Genomic DNA, 15,335 nt, shown 5'->3' on the forward strand with positions numbered 1-15,335 from the left:
GGAACACCTCACGGGGCTATACAGGATGCGGGGGCCGTGTCCAGCCTACGCGGCACGGTCAGGGGTAGCCGTACGGCACCAACCCCCACAAGTCCCCCGCTCCGACGAAGCATTCTGCAGACAATCCGCAAATCTCTTCGTCAAGCCGTGTCCTCGGCACGTGTCAGACGGTTATGCCGGGTGGGGGAGCTCCGCGTCGGAGCCAAGGAAGCAGGAAAAGGCAATGCACGTAGGTAGTTTCGTGTTGGCGGCCCGGTTCCCGGGACAGGGCGACGGGGAGGCGCTGCACCGCGCGGTCCGCTCCGCCGAGGTCGCCGAGGAAGCGGGGCTCGACACGGTCTGGCTGGCCGAGCACCACTTCGTGCCGTACGGCACCTGTCCGTCCGCGATCACGCTGGCCGCTTTACTGCTGGGCCGTACCCAGCGGTTGCGGGTCGGCACGGCGGTCAGCGTACTGCCCACCGCGCACCCGGTGGCCCTCGGCGAACAGGCCGCGCTGCTGCACATCGCCTCCGGCGGGCGGTTCTCGCTGGGCGTGGGGCGCGGCGGGCCCTGGGTCGACCTGGAGGTCTTCGGCTCGGGCCTGCGGGCGTACGAGGAGGGGTTCCCCGAATCACTCGATCTGCTGCTGCGCTGGCTGCGCGAACCGTCGGTCGCGGCCGCAGGCGAGCAGTTCGGCTTCCGCGAGGTCCCCGTCGTGCCCAGGCCGTCGGAGTGCCTCACCGAGTCCGCCGCGGAGCCCGAGGTCGTCGTCGCGTGTACGTCTCCGCACAGCGTGCGTCTCGCGGCCGAGCGCGGGCTGCCGATGCTGCTCGGGATGCATGTGGGCGACGAGGAGAAGGCCGAGATGGTCGCCCTGTGGCGGGAGTACGCGCGCGCGGCGGGGCGGCCCGCCGACGAGATCCGCGGCGCTGCCCATGTGTCGGCCGGTGTCTGCCAGATCGCGGACCGGCGCACGGACGCGGTCGAGACGCTGACGAAGGCGATGCCGGGCTGGCTGCGGCAGGGCCTGGAAGCCCATGTGACGGTGGACGGCCGTCATCGCGCGATGCGCGACCCGCTGGCGTACACCGAACTGCTCTGCGGACTCCACCCGGTGGGCACCCCGCGCCTGTGCGCCGACCGCCTGGCAGCAACCAGCGAACGGACCGGGATCTCCCGCTTCGCCCTGCTCGTCGAGGGCTCGGGCGACCTGGCGGCGACCGAGGAGAACGTACGGCGACTGGGCGCCGAAGTCCTCCCCCACCTCGGCTGAATCGCCCTGTCGCGGATCAACGGCCCGGTCCGTCTGGGGGCTTGCGGTCCGTCAGGGGGCTTGCCGCCCCAGTACTGATTGCACCTCCCGCGTACGGAGCGGCAAGCAAGCGGCTACTGCATCAGCAGTCCCTGAATTCCGGCGACTGGTTCATCACCTGACTGCGGACCGAGGTAAAGCGGGTCAGCGTCTCGTCGACCGAGGAGTCAAGCGGGAACACCGCCACCCGGTGGCAGTTCTGGAAGGCCAGTCGCACCCCGAAGTGCCGCTGCAGCGCGCCGCGTATCGCGTCACTCGCAAGCGCACGCAGCAGCTGGCCACGTGCCTGCTCGTCCGGCGGGGGCGTCTGGTTGTCGGCGAACGAACCGCCGTCGACCTTCAGCTGGGCCACCAGGGAGCTGATCATCTCCCACGCATAGGGCAGGGAGGTCCGGACGCAGTCGACGAAGGCGGCTTCGTCGACCTCGCCTCGCTCGGCCTGTTCGAGTAGGGCCGGTGAGACGTCGAGCGACATGGGTTCTCCTCTCGCACCCCCGCAGCAGCGGGGGTTGCCGGACAGATAGGGGAGTTCGCGATATCGAACACTCTGCGTACACGCCTCGCGACCTCCCGTTTAATACGGTAGGCAACGGACGGTGACGGCACCAGGAGAATGCGTACATGGGCGGTCCTCGTTAGGCGCACAATCGGCCAGAAATGAACAGGGGCAGTCCGGGGTCATACGGACTCCCCCAGGGCGAATCGCGTCGACACCGGCCCGTCGAGTAGCGTTGCGGACCATGCGTCTCGTCATTGCCCGATGCTCCGTCGACTACGCGGGCCGGCTCACCGCCCACCTGCCCTCGGCGCCCCGTCTGATCCTGGTCAAGGCGGACGGCAGCGTCTCGATCCACGCGGACGACCGGGCCTACAAGCCCCTGAACTGGATGTCGCCGCCCTGCACCCTGAAGGAGGGTGACGGCGAGCAGAAGGACGTCTGGACGGTCATCAACAAAGCGGGCGAGAAGCTGATCATCACGATGGAGGAGGTCCTCCACGACTCCTCGCACGAACTGGGCGTTGACCCCGGTCTGATCAAGGACGGCGTGGAAGCGCACCTTCAGGAGCTCCTCGCCGACCGCATCGAGATCCTCGGCGAGGGCTACACGCTCATCCGCCGCGAGTACATGACCGCCATCGGCCCGGTCGACATCCTGTGCCGGGACGCCGAGGGCCAGACCGTCGCGGTGGAGATCAAGCGGCGCGGCGAGATCGACGGCGTGGAGCAACTCACGCGCTATCTGGAGCTGTTGAACCGGGATTCCCATCTCGCGCCGGTCCGCGGCATCTTCGCGGCCCAGGAGATCAAGCCGCAGGCCCGGGTCCTGGCGACGGACCGCGGCATCGGCTGCCAGGTGCTGGACTACGACGCGATGCGGGGCATCGAGGACGACAAGCTGCGGTTGTTCTGACGCCGCCGTTCTTGGCAGTTGTACGACGAAGAGGGCCGGGTCCTGATGATGGACCCGGCCCTCTTGTCCTGAAGCGAGCGTCAGATCAGGGAGTCGGAGCCGCCGCTGGGCGAGCCCTCGTCCGTGCTCTGCGGAGCGGATGCCGAGCTGGTGGTCTCCGTCGGGCTGGAGGAGGCCGGGCCGCTGGCCGACGTCGAGCTGGTCGGGGTGTCCGTCGGCGAGGTCGGCGGGTCCGTCGGCTCCTCGGTCGGCGGGTCGGTGGGCTCCTCGGTCGGCGGGTCCGTCGGGTCCTCGGTCTCCGTCTCGGTGGGCGGCTTGGGCGAGGTCGGCGGCTTCGACGTCGACGACGGAGGCTTGGTCGGCGAGTTCGACGGACTGCCGCCCGGCTTCGTGCCGCTCGGGTCGTCCGACGGGTCCGTCGCATCGTCGGTCGGCGTCGGGTCGTCCGAGGTGCCGTACGTCCCGTCGGGGCCCGGGTCGGTCGGGCTGCCGGTGGGCGTGCCCGTGTCGCCGGAGCCCTCCCCGTCGTCGCCCTCGGCCTCGTCGGCGCCGAGGCTGTCGTCGCCGACGCCCTGGCTGGCGGACGGGTTGGGGCCGACCTGGGTGGCCGGGCCGTCGGGGTCGTTGTCGGACGTTGCGCCGAGCGTCACCACCGTGCCGAGCACGGCCACGAGCAGCGCGCCCGCGCCGGCCGCGACGAGGTTGCGACGCGCGAAGCCCCGGACGCCGCCGAGGCCCTTGTGCGAGGCCGGGGACGACGCAGACACCGACGTGGCGCGGTGCGTGACCAGGGTCGTGGCGTCGCCGGCGGGAAGGAATGCGGCCGGTACGCCACCCGGCGGCGACTGCGACTCCTCGTACCGCGCGTCCGGCACCTCCTCGCCCGCCGTCGCGCCGAACGCGGCCACTCCGGGTGTCGTACCGGAGCGGTCCGAGACCAGGGCGAGGGCGCGGCGGCCCGCGACCGTGCCGCGCTTGTCGGCGAGGGCGCCGCGCAGGCCGATGGAGGTCTCCAGCTCGGCGCGGGCCCGGTCCAGCTGGCCGCCGCAGAGCGCGAGGACGCCCAGCTCGTGGTGGAAATAGGCCTGTTCGGTGACGTCACCGGCCAGGCGTGCGGCCTCGGCACCGGCCCGCAGGGCACGCTCCCAGGCACTCCAGCACAGCCCCGCCGCGAACGCGGGCGCCGCCGTGCGGGCCAGCTGCACCGTCGGGCTCTCCTCGCCCTCGGCGGGCGGTGTGGTGCCCGGCACGAGCACCGCGAGGGCGGCGAGCACGGCGTCCGCCTCGGCGGCGACACGCTCGGGCGTGACCGAGGGGTGCCCGGCCCACCAGGTGTAGTGCTGCGCGGCCGTGAGGGCGCTCTCCCGGACGTCCTCGGTGTATCCGGCGGCCTCCAGCTGGGCCTGCACTCCGGCGGCGAGGCGGTAGCGGGAGCCGACCGGCGTGACCAGCCCGCAGTCGGTCAGCTCGCCGAGGGCGGCGTCCGCGTGGGTGTCACCGACCAGGGCCGGCAGATGCGCCTGGTGCGGCACCTCGCCGCCGAGCGCGACGGCGAACTTCAGGGTGGCACGGGCCGAGGCGCTGAGCCGTGAGGCGAGCAGCGGAGCGGGTCCTGCCGCCTCGCCGAGCGAGGGCAGGGGTGTCTCCACACCGCCGCCCTCAGTACCGAACGGGGCGTCGACGGGCCCGTCGAACGGGGCGTCGACCGGCGGCGCGTCCTCGAAGACGCCGTACTCGTCGACGGCGTCCGCGCCGGCCCGCAGCCGGTCCCGCTGCCGCAGCAGGGCTCCGGCCTGGACGAACCGCAGCGGCAGACCCTCCGACTCGAACCACAGGTCCCCGGCCCAGTTCGCCTCGTCCTCGGTGAGGACCCGGCCGACCTGGCGCTCCAGCAGCTCCACGCTGTCGGCGCGCTCAAGGCCGCCGAGGGCGACCTCCTCGATGCCGGACTCGGTGGACGGGGCGGGCACGTCGGGCGTGGCGCCGATCAGGAACGCGCACTCGGGGGTCGCGTCCAGCAGCTCGTCGAGCGCGGCGCCGCCGAACTCGATGTCGTCCAGGACGACGACCGCGCCGATCTCCCGCACGAAGCCGAGCAGTTCGTCCTGATCCGGACGGTGCAGGGGTGCGCCGTAGACGGAGTAGAAGAGCTCGTACAGCAGATCGGCGGGCGTGCGGCGGTAGCCGGTGAGGCGGACCACGCCGTCGGGGGCGAGGTCCTCGCAGTCCTCGGCGACGAGGTCGAGGAGGCTGGTGCGGCCGGCGCCCGGCGAGCCGACCAGGCGTACGGAGCGGCCGCGGGCCAGCATCCGTACCAGCTGTTCGCGCTCGTCCTGGCGGGCCAGGAGCGGCTGGGCGGGACGGGTCGGTCCCGGCGGCACGGGCGGTGTGGCGGCGCGGTCGACCTCGGCGCGTTCGGCCGGGGTCAGCTTCTCGGGCCGCGTGGGCCGCTCGGCCGGCGGGCAGACCTCGATCTCGCTGCCGTCGACGGGGTTGACGGTGAGCAGGAAGTCGCCCGAGACCAGCTGCACCGTGCGGGCCAGTGCGGGCGAGTGCTGTCCGAAGTCGGGTGTGAGGGGATCCCTGGGCGGGCGCTGGCGGGACGACTGGCCGTCGCCGTCATGGCCGTACTCCTCGGGTCCCCGGGTGTTCGGGTCCATCGGTTCAAGCCCCCCAAAAGCGTCTCGTGTGCGTCGGCGGCCCCTCCCGGCCTTTGCACACCGCGCTGTCGCTTCTGGTCCGGGCCCGCTCGAAGGGGTTTGTCTAGGCAGCGGGCAGCCGAACCCTAAACCTTCGCACAGTATCTACGACAGGTCGGGGTACCGCGCCGCCCGAGACATCACAGTCTCGTGAGAATTGTTCGCGACGTACGATTCGCAACCGGAACGTCCGACTGTCCCGCCCCACCCGTGCCGGGTGTCACACCCGAGGCAGGGACTCCACCCCGATGCCGCCCTCGATCGCCAGGATCCGGTGCAGCCGGGTGGCCACCAGCAGGCGCTGCATCTGCGGCGGTACGCCGCGCAGCACCAGGCGCCGGCCGCAGCGGCCGGCCCGCCGGTGGGCTCCCATGATCACCCCGAGTCCGGTGGCGTCCCAGGAATCCAGCTCGGACAGGTCCAGCACCAGATCGCCGACTCCGTCGTCGACGGCCGAGTGCAGGACCGTACGGGCGTCCGCCGCGCTGCGGACGTCGAGGACGCCCCCGACGACCAGTTCGGCGTGGTCGCCCCTGATGTGCATATGCGCTCCCCAAGCGTGCGTCGTGCTCCGCGATGCGTTGCCTGTTGCCTGTGCCTGTATCTGTGCCTGTGTTTGCTGTGAGTCTTCGCTGTGGCCGGTGATGCAACCTCTGACTGCGTTAAGCGGCCTGAGGTTGCCGTCTGTAAGCGAACCGATACCGAATTCACCCCATCGCGTGATGCGTGCAGGGGCTGTGCGATGCTTTACGAAAGCTCAGTAGCTGTAGAAGCCTTGCCCGCTCTTGCGGCCGATGTCACCCGCGTCCACCATCCGGCGCATCAGCTCCGGCGGGGCGAACTTCTCGTCCTGGGACTCGGTGTAGATGTTGCTCGTGGCGTGCAGCAGGATGTCGACGCCGGTGAGGTCGGCCGTGGCGAGGGGGCCCATGGCGTGACCGAAGCCCAGCTTGCAGGCGAGGTCGATGTCCTCGGCGGTGGCGACGCCCGACTCGTAGAGCTTGGCGGCCTCGACGACGAGCGCCGAGATGAGGCGGGTCGTCACGAAACCGGCGACATCCCGGTTGACGACGATGCAGGTCTTGCCGACCGACTCGGCGAACTCGCGCGCGGTGGCGAGGGTTTCGTCGCTCGTCTTGTAACCGCGGACCAGCTCGCACAGCTGCATCATCGGGACCGGCGAGAAGAAGTGCACACCCACGACCCGCTCGGGACGCTCGGTGGCGGCCGCGATCTTGGTGATCGGGATGGCGGAGGTGTTGGAGGCGAGCACGGTGTCCTCGCCCACGATCTTGTCGAGGGCTCGGAAGATCTCGTGCTTCACTTCGAGCTTCTCGAAGACGGCCTCGACGACGATGTCCGCGTCCGCGGCGGCGTCCAGATCGGTGGTCGCGGTGATACGGGCCAGGGCGGCGTCGGCGTCGTGCGCCTCCAGCTTGCCCTTGCTGACGAACTTGTCGTACGACGCCTTGATGCCGTCGGTGCCGCGCTTCAACGCCTCGTCGGTGACGTCACGCAGGACCACGTCCCAGCCCGCCTGAGCGGAGACCTGAGCGATCCCGGAACCCATCAAGCCGGCGCCGATGACGGCAAGCTTCCGTGCCACTGTTGCGACTCCCCTTTGAAACGCCTTACACCCTGTTTAGGTTGCTCTTCGGCGGACCTTAGCGCTCGTGAGGGACTGTGTGACCGGTTAGTAACGCGAGTCACGTCTCACTTGACGGACATCACACCGGCGCGGGCCATTACGCGCCACGGACGGCGTAGTTGAGCACCTTCTCGCTCAACAGCTCCTCCATGTCGTCGAGAAGGACCAGCATCTCTCGTGATACTTCGTCCGGATTGCGCCCCTTGAGCATCTCGCGGCCGACGGCGACGAAGACGGTGCCGTGGATCCAGGAGATCTGACCCGCGATCAGCCCGGGGAGCGGGTCACCGTCAGCCGCACCGGCCTCCTCACGCAGGGTGGCTTCCAGGTGGTCGAGGATCTCCTGCTGGAGGCTCCAAAGCCGGGAGCGCAGCGGCGGCGCCTCGTGGATGACGCGCATGAAGCGGTCGTAGCCCTCCAGGAGGCCGATCCGCGGCGAGACCGCCTCGACCTCGGCACGCATTTCACGCAGCACGGCCCGGGCGGCCGACTCCCCTTCGTCCCGGCCGCGCACCCAGCAGGAGAGCTGCTCGACGACGCCGGCGGAGCGGTCGAAGAAGAGGTCCTCCTTCGCCGGGAAGTAGTTGTAGACGGTGTTCACGGAGACGTCGGCGGCCTCCGCCACGTCCGCGATGGTCACCGTCAGGAACCCGTGCTCCAGGAACAGCCCGGTGGCGATGTCCGAGAGCCGCTGCCTCGTCTCGCGCTTCTTCCGCTCCCTGAGCCCTTCAGCCATGACTCCATCCTAACTTCGCTGGGCTTTCTGAAACTTTGGGTCCATTGCAAAATTTAAGAGACTCTGTTTTTCTGGGGCCATGCCCATCATCAGTACGGCCGGACTGGCCCGTACCTTCCAGACGAAACTCGGCCCGGTCGAGGCCGTGCGCGGCATCGACCTGACCGTCCGCGAGGGCGAGATCCTCGGCTTCCTGGGCCCGAACGGGGCCGGCAAGACGACGACCCTGCGCATGCTGACGACCCTGCTGGCGCCCACCGGGGGCGCGGCGACCGTGGCGGGCTGCGATCTCGTGACCGACCCCGCCGGAGTGCGGCGGGCGTGCGGTTACGTGGCCCAGTCGGGCGGGGTCGACCCGCAGATCAGCGTGCGGGAGGAACTGGTCACCCAGGGCCGGCTGTACCGCCTGACGAAGCCGCAAGCGACCGAGCGCGCCGAGGAGTTGGCGCGCGACCTGGACCTGACCGACCTCCTCGACCGCAAGGCCGGCGCCCTCTCCGGCGGCCAGCGGCGGCGCCTCGACATCGCGATGGCGCTCACGCACCGCCCGAAGGTCCTCTTCCTCGACGAGCCGACGACCGGCCTCGACCCCGGCAGCCGCGCCGATCTGTGGGCCCTGATCCGGCGCCTGCGCGACGAGCACGGCACGACGGTGTTCCTGACCACCCACTACCTCGACGAGGCCGACGCCCTCTCCGACCGCCTGGTCGTCGTCGACCGGGGCGTGGTCGTGGCCGAGGGAACGCCGACCGCGCTGAAGCTGCAGTACGGCGGCTCGATCGACGCGAGCCTCCAGGACACGTTCCTCGCCATCACCGGCCGCGGTCCCTCCCCGGCCGACACCGCCCCCGTAGCCGTATAGGACCCCTCTGATGCTGCTGCACGACACGGCCCTCATCTACGGCCGCTATCTCCGTCAGTCCCTGCGCTCCCGCTTCGCCCTGCTCTTCGGCGTGCTGATGCCGCTGCTGTACCTGCTGTTCTTCGGCCCGCTGCTGACGGATCTCCCGCTGGGCGGGGAGGGCAGTTCGTGGCAGGTCCTCGTCCCCGGGCTGCTGCTCCAACTCGGCCTGTTCGGCGCGTCGTTCGCCGGGTTCTCTATCATCATCGAGCAGAGCCAGGGGGTGGTGGAGCGGATGCGGGTGACGCCCGTCAGCCGGCTCGCTCTGCTGCTCGGCCGGGTGCTGCGCGATGCCACGGTGTTCGTCTTCCAGGCGGTGCTGCTGGTGCTCGCGGCGCTGGTGATGGGCCTGCGGGCACCCCTGCCCGGCGTGCTGATCGGATTCGCGTTCGTCGGACTGCTGACGGTGTCGCTGGCCTCGCTGTCGTACGCGCTCGCCATGAAGGTCCGTACCCCGCAGGAGTTCGGCCCGGCGATCAACGCCATGACGATGCCGATGATGCTGCTGTCGGGCCTGATGCTGCCGATGACGCTGGGGCCGACGTGGCTGGACGTGCTGTCGCACTTCGTGCCGTTCCGCTATCTGGTGGACGCCGTGCGCGACGCGTACGTCGGCTCGTACGCGACAACGCCCATGCTGTACGGCGTTCTGGTCGCGATCGCCTTCGCCGCGCTGGCCGTGACGGTCGGCACACGCGTGTTCCGAACCGCCGGAGCGTAACTACGCTGGCCACATGGTCAATCTGACGCGCATCTACACCAGGACCGGCGACCAGGGCACCACCGCCCTCGGCGACATGAGCCGGGTCGCCAAGACCGATCTGCGGATCTCGGCGTACGCCGACGCCAACGAGGCCAATGCGGTGCTCGGCACCGCCATCGCGCTGGGCGGGCTCGACGAGGACGTCGTCAAGGTCCTCACCCGTGTGCAGAACGACCTGTTCGACGTGGGCGCGGACCTGTCGACGCCGGTGGTGGAGAACCCGGAGTTCCCGCCCCTGCGGGTCGAGCAGTTCTACATCGACAAGCTGGAAGCCGACTGCGACCACTTCAACGAGCAGTTGGAGAAGCTGCGGTCCTTCATCCTGCCGGGCGGCACACCGGGTGCGGCCCTGCTGCACCAGGCCTGCACGGTCGTACGCCGTGCCGAGCGCTCGACGTGGACGGCGCTGGAGGTCCACGGCGAGGCGATGAACCCGCTGACGGCGACCTATCTGAACCGCCTGTCCGACCTCCTGTTCATCCTGGCGAGGATCGCGAACAAGGAGGTCGGGGACGTGCTGTGGGTGCCGGGCGGGGAACGCTAGGCGCTCTCTCGCGCCCGTTGGAACAGGCCCAGTGCGACCAGGGCGCCGCCGACGCACATCATCACCAGGCCGACCTTCGTCAAGGTGATCACCGGGACCTCCACGTCCTCGGTGAACAGCCACAGCGGCAGGCCGACCAAGAAGGTGGCGGCGCCCTCCAGCAGGTTCCTCGACGCCTCGCTCACGACTCCACCCGCTCCTTCTCCGTCTCCGTCTCCGTCGTGAGCTGATCCCGCGCCTCCTCGCCGGCCGGCGCCTTGCGCGGCCAGATCGTGTACGACAGGGCGATCAGGCCGTAGATGCCGACCGTGCGGATCGCCACCCACTGGAAGCTGCGCAGGGAGCTGACGTCGCCGTCGTCGCCGACGTACCAGACGGCGAGCTGGAGCAGGCCCAGCGCCACCGCGCCGCCGTACACGGCCCGCATCCACAGCTTGGCTTCGTGGCGGGCGCGGGCGCTGCCGTAACGCGGAGGCTTGCGCGGCGGCGGGGCGCCGCCCAGGCGGTGGGCCGCGTGGCCGTCGAGCCAGCGGATCGTGTAGTGGCCGAAGGCCACGGTGTAGCCGATGTACAGCGCCGCCAGGCCATGCTTCCAGCTCGGGTCGGAGCCGTTCTTCAGATCGATGGCCGCCGCGACGAACAGGACCAGCTCCAGCACCGGCTCGCACAGCAGCAGCACCACGCTCGTGCGGCGCCACTTGAGCAGGTAGCGGACGGACAGGCCCAGGGCCAGCAGCACCCAGAAGCCGACCTCGCAGGCGATGATGAGGGCGACGATCACAACTTGCTCCCTTCGGTCACCGTTCCAGGCTCCCGTCGGGACAGGACGCTTTCGTCGTCGCCACTGACGAACTCGCGGTACATCGAAAGATGCAGTCCAGGACCCTTCCCGGGAATCAGGCGCGGACCGCGCGCACCGTGTTGGATGGAGCCATGCTCCTCCCCCGCCCGCGCCGCTTCGACGTGTACATCGCTGTCGGCGGGCTGCTAGGCGGCCTGCTGCTGGTGAGCATCGGCCTGGGCACCCGGCCCGCCGACGACCCGATCACGCTCTTCGACGGCCCCTGGCCCATCCTGGTGCCGCTCGGCGTCATGGCCTGCTGCGAGCTGCTGCGCCGAGCGGCCCCGCGCACAGCACTGCTGACCGGCTCGGTCGCGATCTGCGCGGACGTCGTGACACAGGGCAATCTGGCGACGGTCCTGATGTTCACGGACATCGTCTACGCGGCCGTGCTGTACGGCCCGCTCGCCTCGGCCCGCCGCATCCAGTGGATCACCGGCCTGCTCACGGTGGCCGCGACACTGGTGCCTTTCGCGGTGTGGCGCAAGCCCGAGGCGCTGCTGATCGGCGTGGTCGTCGGAGTCGTGGCGTACGGTCCCGCCGCCACGGGCTGGATCGTGCGCAACCACCGTGACGCCGCCGAGGCCGCCCGGCTGCGCGCCGAACAGACCGCGCTGCTCGCCGAGATGGACCGCGCGCAGGCCGTGACGTCGGAACGCTCGCGCATGGCACGCGAGTTGCACGACATGGTCGCCAACCACCTCTCCGCCATCGCCATCCACTCCACGGCCGCGCTCTCCTTCGACGATCCGAAGACCTCCCGGGACGCCCTGACGGTCATCCGCGAGAACAGCGTCGAGGGCCTCGCCGAGATGCGCCGGCTCATCGGCATCCTGCGCGACGCCGGCGGCGACACCGAGCCGGTCGCCGCCCCCACGCTCGACGGCCTGGACGCACTGGTCGAGGGCGCCCGCACCAACGGCCTCGACGTCCACCTCGACGCGGACCCCGGCACCGTCCCCACCCCCGTCGAACTCGCCGCCTACCGCATCGTGCAGGAGTCGCTGACCAACGCCCTCAAGCACGCCGGCCCTGGCCGGGTCACCGTGTCCCTCGCCCGCCGGGACGGCTCGCTCACCGTCACGGTGACCAGCCCGTACGGCGACCGTGACGGCCCGCGCGCCCCCGGCTCCGGCGCCGGTCTGGTCGGCATGCGGGAACGCGTCGCGCTGCTGGACGGCACGTTCGAGGCCGGCCCCGAGGACTCGCCCGACGGCAAGGTCTGGGCCGTACGCGCCGCCCTCCCCGTCACCGACACCGTCGAAGGAGATCCCGCATGATCCGCGTGCTCGTCGCCGAGGACCAGTCCGCCGTCCGTGCCGGGCTGGTCCTCATCCTGCGCAGCGCGCCCGACATCGACGTGGTCGGCGAGGCGGCGGACGGTGAGCAGGCGGTGGCCCTGGCCCGCGAACTGCGGCCCGACCTGGTGCTGATGGACGTGCAGATGCCACGCCTGGACGGAGTGTCGGCGACCCGGCAGGTCGTCGCCGAGCGGCTGGCGGACGTTCTCGTGCTGACCACCTTCGACCTGGACGAGTACGTGTTCGGGGCGTTGCGGGCGGGCGCGTCCGGGTTCCTGCTCAAGAACACCGACGCCAAGGACCTGCTGGAGGCGGTACGCACGGTCGCGCGCGGCGAGGGCCTCATCGCCCCGGCCGTCACCCGGCGCCTGATCTCGGAGTTCGCCGCGAAACCCGTGCGGGAGCCGACCGCCGACCTGTCCGTCCTGGACAGCCTCACCCGGCGCGAGCGCGAGGTGCTGTCCTGCCTGGGCGAGGGCCTGTCCAACGCCGACGTCGCGTCCCGGCTCGACATGGCCGAGGCGACCGTTAAGACACATGTCAGCCGATTGCTGGGGAAACTGGAGCTGCGCAGCCGGGTCCAAGCGGCCGTATTGGCACAGGAGTTGGGCATCTGAGGTTTATGCCTCGGAACTGGTCCAGACCTATTGACCGGTGGTCCAGACCTTTCTATTCTCACCGCACCATGAGAGGGCGTGAGGCTCAGTCGCGCCCCGTGACTCCCCACCAAGGAGGCGCAGCATGCGCTTCAGACACAGAGCCCTGGCAGGGTTCGCGACCCTGCTGCTCCCGCTGGCCGGTCTGGTCGGCCTCGCGAGTCCGGCCGAAGCCGCCACGTCCGCCACCGCCACCTACGCCAAGACCCAGGACTGGGGCTCCGGCTTCGAGGGCAAGTGGACGGTGAAGAACACCGGCACGACCGCCCTCAGCTCCTGGACCGTCGAGTGGGACTTCCCCTCCGGCACGTCCGTCACCTCCGCCTGGGACGCCGACGTCACCTCCTCCGGCACTCACTGGACCGCCAAGAACAAGTCCTGGAACGGCTCCCTCGCCCCCGGCGCCTCCGTCACCTTCGGCTTCAACGGCAGCGGCACCGGCTCCCCTGCCAACTGCAAGCTCAACGGCGGCAGTTGCGACGGCGGCAGCGTCCCCGGCGACAACCCGCCGTCCGCCCCCGGGACACCCAGCGCCTCCGACATCACCAACACCTCGGTGAAGCTGACCTGGTCGGCCGCCACCGACGACAAGGGCATCAAGAACTACGACGTCCTGCGCGACGGCACCAAGGTCGCGACGGCGACGGGCACGTCGTACACCGACAGCGGCCTGACCGCCGGCACCGACTACTCCTACACCGTCCAGGCCCGTGACACCGCCGACCAGACCGGTCCGGCGAGCGGCGCCCGCGCGGTGCGCACCACCGGCGGCGGCACCGACCCGAACCCCGGCGCGAAGATCAACCTCGGATACTTCACCGAGTGGGGCGTCTACGGCCGCAACTACCACGTCAAGAACCTGGTGACCTCGGGCTCCGCCTCGAAGATCACCCACATCAACTACGCGTTCGGCAACGTCAAGAACGGTCAGTGCACCGTCGACGACACCTACGCCGCCTACGACAAGGCCTACACCGCCGACCAGTCCGTCAGCGGCACCGCTGACACCTGGGACCAGCCGCTGCGCGGCAACTTCAACCAGCTGCGCCAGCTGAAGGCCAAGTACCCGCACATCAAGGTGCTGTACTCGTTCGGCGGCTGGACCTACTCCGGCGGCTTCGGCCAGGCGGCGGCCAACGCGGCGGCGTTCGCCAAGTCCTGCAAGGCCGTCGTGGAGGACCCGCGCTGGGCCGACGTCTTCGACGGCATCGACATCGACTGGGAGTACCCGAACGCCTGCGGCCTGACCTGCGACACCTCAGGACCTGCCGCGTTCAGGAACCTGATGTCCGCCCTGCGCACCGAGTTCGGCTCGAACTACCTGGTCACCGCGGCCATCACCGCCGACGGCTCCAACGGCGGCAAGATCGACGCGGCCGACTACGGCGGCGCCTCCCAGTACCTCGACTGGTACAACGTGATGACGTACGACTACTTCGGCGCCTTCGACGCGGACGGTCCGACCGCCCCGCACTCGCCGCTCACCTCGTACGCCGGCATCCCGCAGGCGGGCTTCAACTCCGCCGACGCGATCGCCAAGCTGAAGTCGAAGGGCGTTCCGTCCGCCAAGCTGCTGCTCGGCATCGGCTTCTACGGCCGCGGCTGGACCGGCGTCACCCAGTCCGCCCCCGGCGGCTCGGCGACCGGCGCGGCCCCCGGCACCTACGAGGCGGGCATCGAGGACTACAAGGTCCTCAAGAACTCCTGCCCGGCGAACGGCACCATCGCCGGCACCGCCTACGCGCACTGCGGCAACAACTGGTGGTCCTACGACACCCCGTCGACCATCGCCGGAAAGATGACCTGGGCCAAGAACCAGGGCCTCGGCGGCGCGTTCTTCTGGGAGTTCAGCGGCGACACCAGCAACGGTGAGCTGGTGACCGCCATCAACAGCGGGCTGAAGTAGGCCCGTTAAGCAACCTTGACGCTCCCCCGGACTTCGTCCGGGGGACCCCCACCCAGCGAGTGAACGTGGCTACGCCACGTTCACTCGCTGTCCGGGCGGGGCTGCTTCCAGCCACGCGAGAAATCCGGTCAGCGCGTCGTCGCTCATGGCCAGTTCGAGGCGCGTGCCCCGATGGAGGCAGGTGAGGATCACCGCGTCGGAGAGCAACGCCAGTTCCTCCTCGCCGTCGGGTACCCGGCGGCCGGCCACCTCGATGGCGGAGCGCTCCAGGATGCGGCGCGGGCGATAGGCGTAGGAGAAGACGCGGTACCACTCAATGCGGTCGCCGTTGTAGCGGGCGACGCCGTAGCTCCAGCCCTTGCCGCTGGTGTCGGGTTTCTCCGGCACGTCCCAGCGCAGGGAACAGTCGAACGTGCCGCCCGAGCGCTGGATGAGCCGTCGGCGCAGGCCGAAGACGAACAACCCCAGCACCACGAGGGCGACGACGATTCCGCACACAGTCAGAGCGAGGACCATCGACACCGACCTCCTCGTCTCCTAGGTAACGGAACGGAAAAAACTTCCATATCTGCCTCAGCCGCGACCGGCACCGGATTGCTCCGGTCCCAGCCGCGGCTGAGTGACGTCATCGCGT

General features: G+C 70.1%; 16 protein-coding genes. 8 read left to right on the forward strand and 8 right to left on the reverse strand.

Annotation, left to right across the window (positions count from 1 at the left end; genetic code table 11):
* Window positions 1-223 precede the first annotated feature (223 nt).
* The gene (locus tag OHT51_RS14085) at window positions 224-1,255 is read left to right on the forward strand and encodes an LLM class flavin-dependent oxidoreductase (RefSeq protein ID WP_328879278.1); all 1,032 of its coding nucleotides are present in this window, start codon (window positions 224-226) and stop codon (window positions 1,253-1,255) included.
* A 121-nt stretch (window positions 1,256-1,376) separates the two neighbouring features.
* On the opposite strand, the gene OHT51_RS14090 is transcribed toward OHT51_RS14085, so the two are convergent.
* The gene (locus OHT51_RS14090) at window positions 1,377-1,769 is read right to left on the reverse strand and encodes an SCO5389 family protein (protein WP_328879279.1); all 393 of its coding nucleotides are present in this window, start codon (window positions 1,767-1,769) and stop codon (window positions 1,377-1,379) included.
* A gap of 265 nt (window positions 1,770-2,034) precedes the next feature.
* On the opposite strand from OHT51_RS14090, the gene nucS reads away from it, so the two are divergent.
* The gene (nucS, locus tag OHT51_RS14095; RefSeq protein WP_328879280.1) at window positions 2,035-2,706 is read left to right on the forward strand and encodes an endonuclease NucS; all 672 of its coding nucleotides are present in this window, start codon (window positions 2,035-2,037) and stop codon (window positions 2,704-2,706) included.
* Between the two features lie 80 nt (window positions 2,707-2,786).
* Here nucS and OHT51_RS14100 read toward each other — a convergent pair whose 3' ends face one another.
* The 4 genes from OHT51_RS14100 to OHT51_RS14115 all read right to left on the reverse strand — a co-directional run bounded on the left by OHT51_RS14100 (window position 2,787) and on the right by OHT51_RS14115 (window position 7,789).
* The gene (locus OHT51_RS14100) at window positions 2,787-5,366 is read right to left on the reverse strand and encodes an ATP-binding protein (protein WP_328879281.1); all 2,580 of its coding nucleotides are present in this window, start codon (window positions 5,364-5,366) and stop codon (window positions 2,787-2,789) included.
* A 259-nt stretch (window positions 5,367-5,625) separates the two neighbouring features.
* Complete coding sequence (locus tag OHT51_RS14105; protein ID WP_030046661.1) at window positions 5,626-5,949, reverse strand: STAS domain-containing protein; 324 nt, start codon at window positions 5,947-5,949, stop codon at window positions 5,626-5,628.
* A 213-nt stretch (window positions 5,950-6,162) separates the two neighbouring features.
* Window positions 6,163-7,011 carry a 3-hydroxyacyl-CoA dehydrogenase family protein gene (locus OHT51_RS14110; protein WP_328879282.1) on the reverse strand — a complete coding sequence of 283 codons (849 nt, stop codon included), beginning with the start codon at window positions 7,009-7,011 and terminating at the stop codon, window positions 6,163-6,165.
* Between the two features lie 139 nt (window positions 7,012-7,150).
* Window positions 7,151-7,789: a TetR/AcrR family transcriptional regulator gene (locus tag OHT51_RS14115; RefSeq protein WP_328879283.1), complete on the reverse strand. Its 639-nt coding sequence runs from the start codon at window positions 7,787-7,789 to the stop codon at window positions 7,151-7,153.
* Window positions 7,790-7,868: 79 nt separating this feature from the next.
* Here OHT51_RS14115 and OHT51_RS14120 point away from each other — a divergent pair, with 79 nt between their 5' ends.
* From OHT51_RS14120 to OHT51_RS14130, 3 genes are read left to right on the forward strand one after another with little or no spacing between them, the layout of a single operon-like run.
* Window positions 7,869-8,651, forward strand: a complete 783-nt coding sequence (locus OHT51_RS14120; RefSeq protein WP_328879284.1) for an ABC transporter ATP-binding protein — start codon at window positions 7,869-7,871, stop codon at window positions 8,649-8,651.
* 10 nt (window positions 8,652-8,661) lie between these two features.
* Window positions 8,662-9,411, forward strand: coding sequence for an ABC transporter permease (locus OHT51_RS14125; protein WP_328879285.1), 750 nt, complete (start codon window positions 8,662-8,664; stop codon window positions 9,409-9,411).
* A gap of 13 nt (window positions 9,412-9,424) precedes the next feature.
* Window positions 9,425-9,997 (forward strand): cob(I)yrinic acid a,c-diamide adenosyltransferase, encoded by a 573-nt coding sequence (locus tag OHT51_RS14130; RefSeq protein WP_328879286.1) that lies wholly within the window; start codon window positions 9,425-9,427, stop codon window positions 9,995-9,997.
* Here OHT51_RS14130 and OHT51_RS14135 read toward each other — a convergent pair.
* The gene (locus tag OHT51_RS14135) at window positions 9,994-10,182 is read right to left on the reverse strand and encodes a DUF5708 family protein (protein ID WP_328879287.1); all 189 of its coding nucleotides are present in this window, start codon (window positions 10,180-10,182) and stop codon (window positions 9,994-9,996) included. The genes OHT51_RS14130 and OHT51_RS14135 overlap by 4 nt on opposite strands.
* Window positions 10,179-10,778: a hypothetical protein gene (locus OHT51_RS14140; protein ID WP_328879288.1), complete on the reverse strand. Its 600-nt coding sequence runs from the start codon at window positions 10,776-10,778 to the stop codon at window positions 10,179-10,181. Before OHT51_RS14140 ends, OHT51_RS14135 begins: the two co-directional genes overlap by 4 nt.
* Window positions 10,779-10,867: 89 nt before the next feature.
* Here OHT51_RS14140 and OHT51_RS14145 point away from each other — a divergent pair, with 89 nt between their 5' ends.
* The 3 genes from OHT51_RS14145 to OHT51_RS14155 all read left to right on the forward strand — a co-directional run bounded on the left by OHT51_RS14145 (window position 10,868) and on the right by OHT51_RS14155 (window position 14,701).
* Window positions 10,868-12,118 (forward strand): sensor histidine kinase, encoded by a 1,251-nt coding sequence (locus OHT51_RS14145; RefSeq protein ID WP_443052477.1) that lies wholly within the window; start codon window positions 10,868-10,870, stop codon window positions 12,116-12,118.
* A complete protein-coding gene (locus OHT51_RS14150; RefSeq protein WP_328879290.1) occupies window positions 12,115-12,756 on the forward strand; it encodes a response regulator transcription factor in 642 nt (213 codons plus the stop codon). Before OHT51_RS14145 ends, OHT51_RS14150 begins: the two co-directional genes overlap by 4 nt.
* Window positions 12,757-12,880: 124 nt before the next feature.
* Window positions 12,881-14,701: a glycoside hydrolase family 18 chitinase gene (locus OHT51_RS14155; protein ID WP_328879291.1), complete on the forward strand. Its 1,821-nt coding sequence runs from the start codon at window positions 12,881-12,883 to the stop codon at window positions 14,699-14,701.
* Between the two features lie 69 nt (window positions 14,702-14,770).
* On the opposite strand, the gene OHT51_RS14160 is transcribed toward OHT51_RS14155, so the two are convergent.
* Window positions 14,771-15,217, reverse strand: a complete 447-nt coding sequence (locus OHT51_RS14160; protein ID WP_328879292.1) for a DUF2550 domain-containing protein — start codon at window positions 15,215-15,217, stop codon at window positions 14,771-14,773.
* Between the last annotated feature and the right edge of the window lie 118 nt (window positions 15,218-15,335).

Origin of the sequence: Streptomyces sp. NBC_00299 (assembly GCF_036173045.1) — a bacterium.
GTDB classification, from domain to species: Bacteria; Actinomycetota; Actinomycetes; order Streptomycetales; family Streptomycetaceae; genus Streptomyces; species Streptomyces machairae.

Coding starts and splice junctions, on each gene's coding strand:
- OHT51_RS14085 (WP_328879278.1), top strand. CDS start 224: ATGCACGTAGGTAGTTTCGTGTTGGCGGCCCGGTTCCCGGGACAGGGC.
- OHT51_RS14090 (WP_328879279.1), bottom strand. CDS start 1,769: ATGTCGCTCGACGTCTCACCGGCCCTACTCGAACAGGCCGAGCGAGGC.
- OHT51_RS14125 (WP_328879285.1), top strand. CDS start 8,662: ATGCTGCTGCACGACACGGCCCTCATCTACGGCCGCTATCTCCGTCAG.
- OHT51_RS14155 (WP_328879291.1), top strand. CDS start 12,881: ATGCGCTTCAGACACAGAGCCCTGGCAGGGTTCGCGACCCTGCTGCTC.
- OHT51_RS14150 (WP_328879290.1), top strand. CDS start 12,115: ATGATCCGCGTGCTCGTCGCCGAGGACCAGTCCGCCGTCCGTGCCGGG.
- OHT51_RS14105 (WP_030046661.1), bottom strand. CDS start 5,949: ATGCACATCAGGGGCGACCACGCCGAACTGGTCGTCGGGGGCGTCCTC.
- OHT51_RS14160 (WP_328879292.1), bottom strand. CDS start 15,217: ATGGTCCTCGCTCTGACTGTGTGCGGAATCGTCGTCGCCCTCGTGGTG.
- OHT51_RS14130 (WP_328879286.1), top strand. CDS start 9,425: ATGGTCAATCTGACGCGCATCTACACCAGGACCGGCGACCAGGGCACC.
- nucS (WP_328879280.1), top strand. CDS start 2,035: ATGCGTCTCGTCATTGCCCGATGCTCCGTCGACTACGCGGGCCGGCTC.
- OHT51_RS14100 (WP_328879281.1), bottom strand. CDS start 5,366: ATGGACCCGAACACCCGGGGACCCGAGGAGTACGGCCATGACGGCGAC.
- OHT51_RS14145 (WP_443052477.1), top strand. CDS start 10,868: ATGCAGTCCAGGACCCTTCCCGGGAATCAGGCGCGGACCGCGCGCACC.
- OHT51_RS14115 (WP_328879283.1), bottom strand. CDS start 7,789: ATGGCTGAAGGGCTCAGGGAGCGGAAGAAGCGCGAGACGAGGCAGCGG.
- OHT51_RS14120 (WP_328879284.1), top strand. CDS start 7,869: ATGCCCATCATCAGTACGGCCGGACTGGCCCGTACCTTCCAGACGAAA.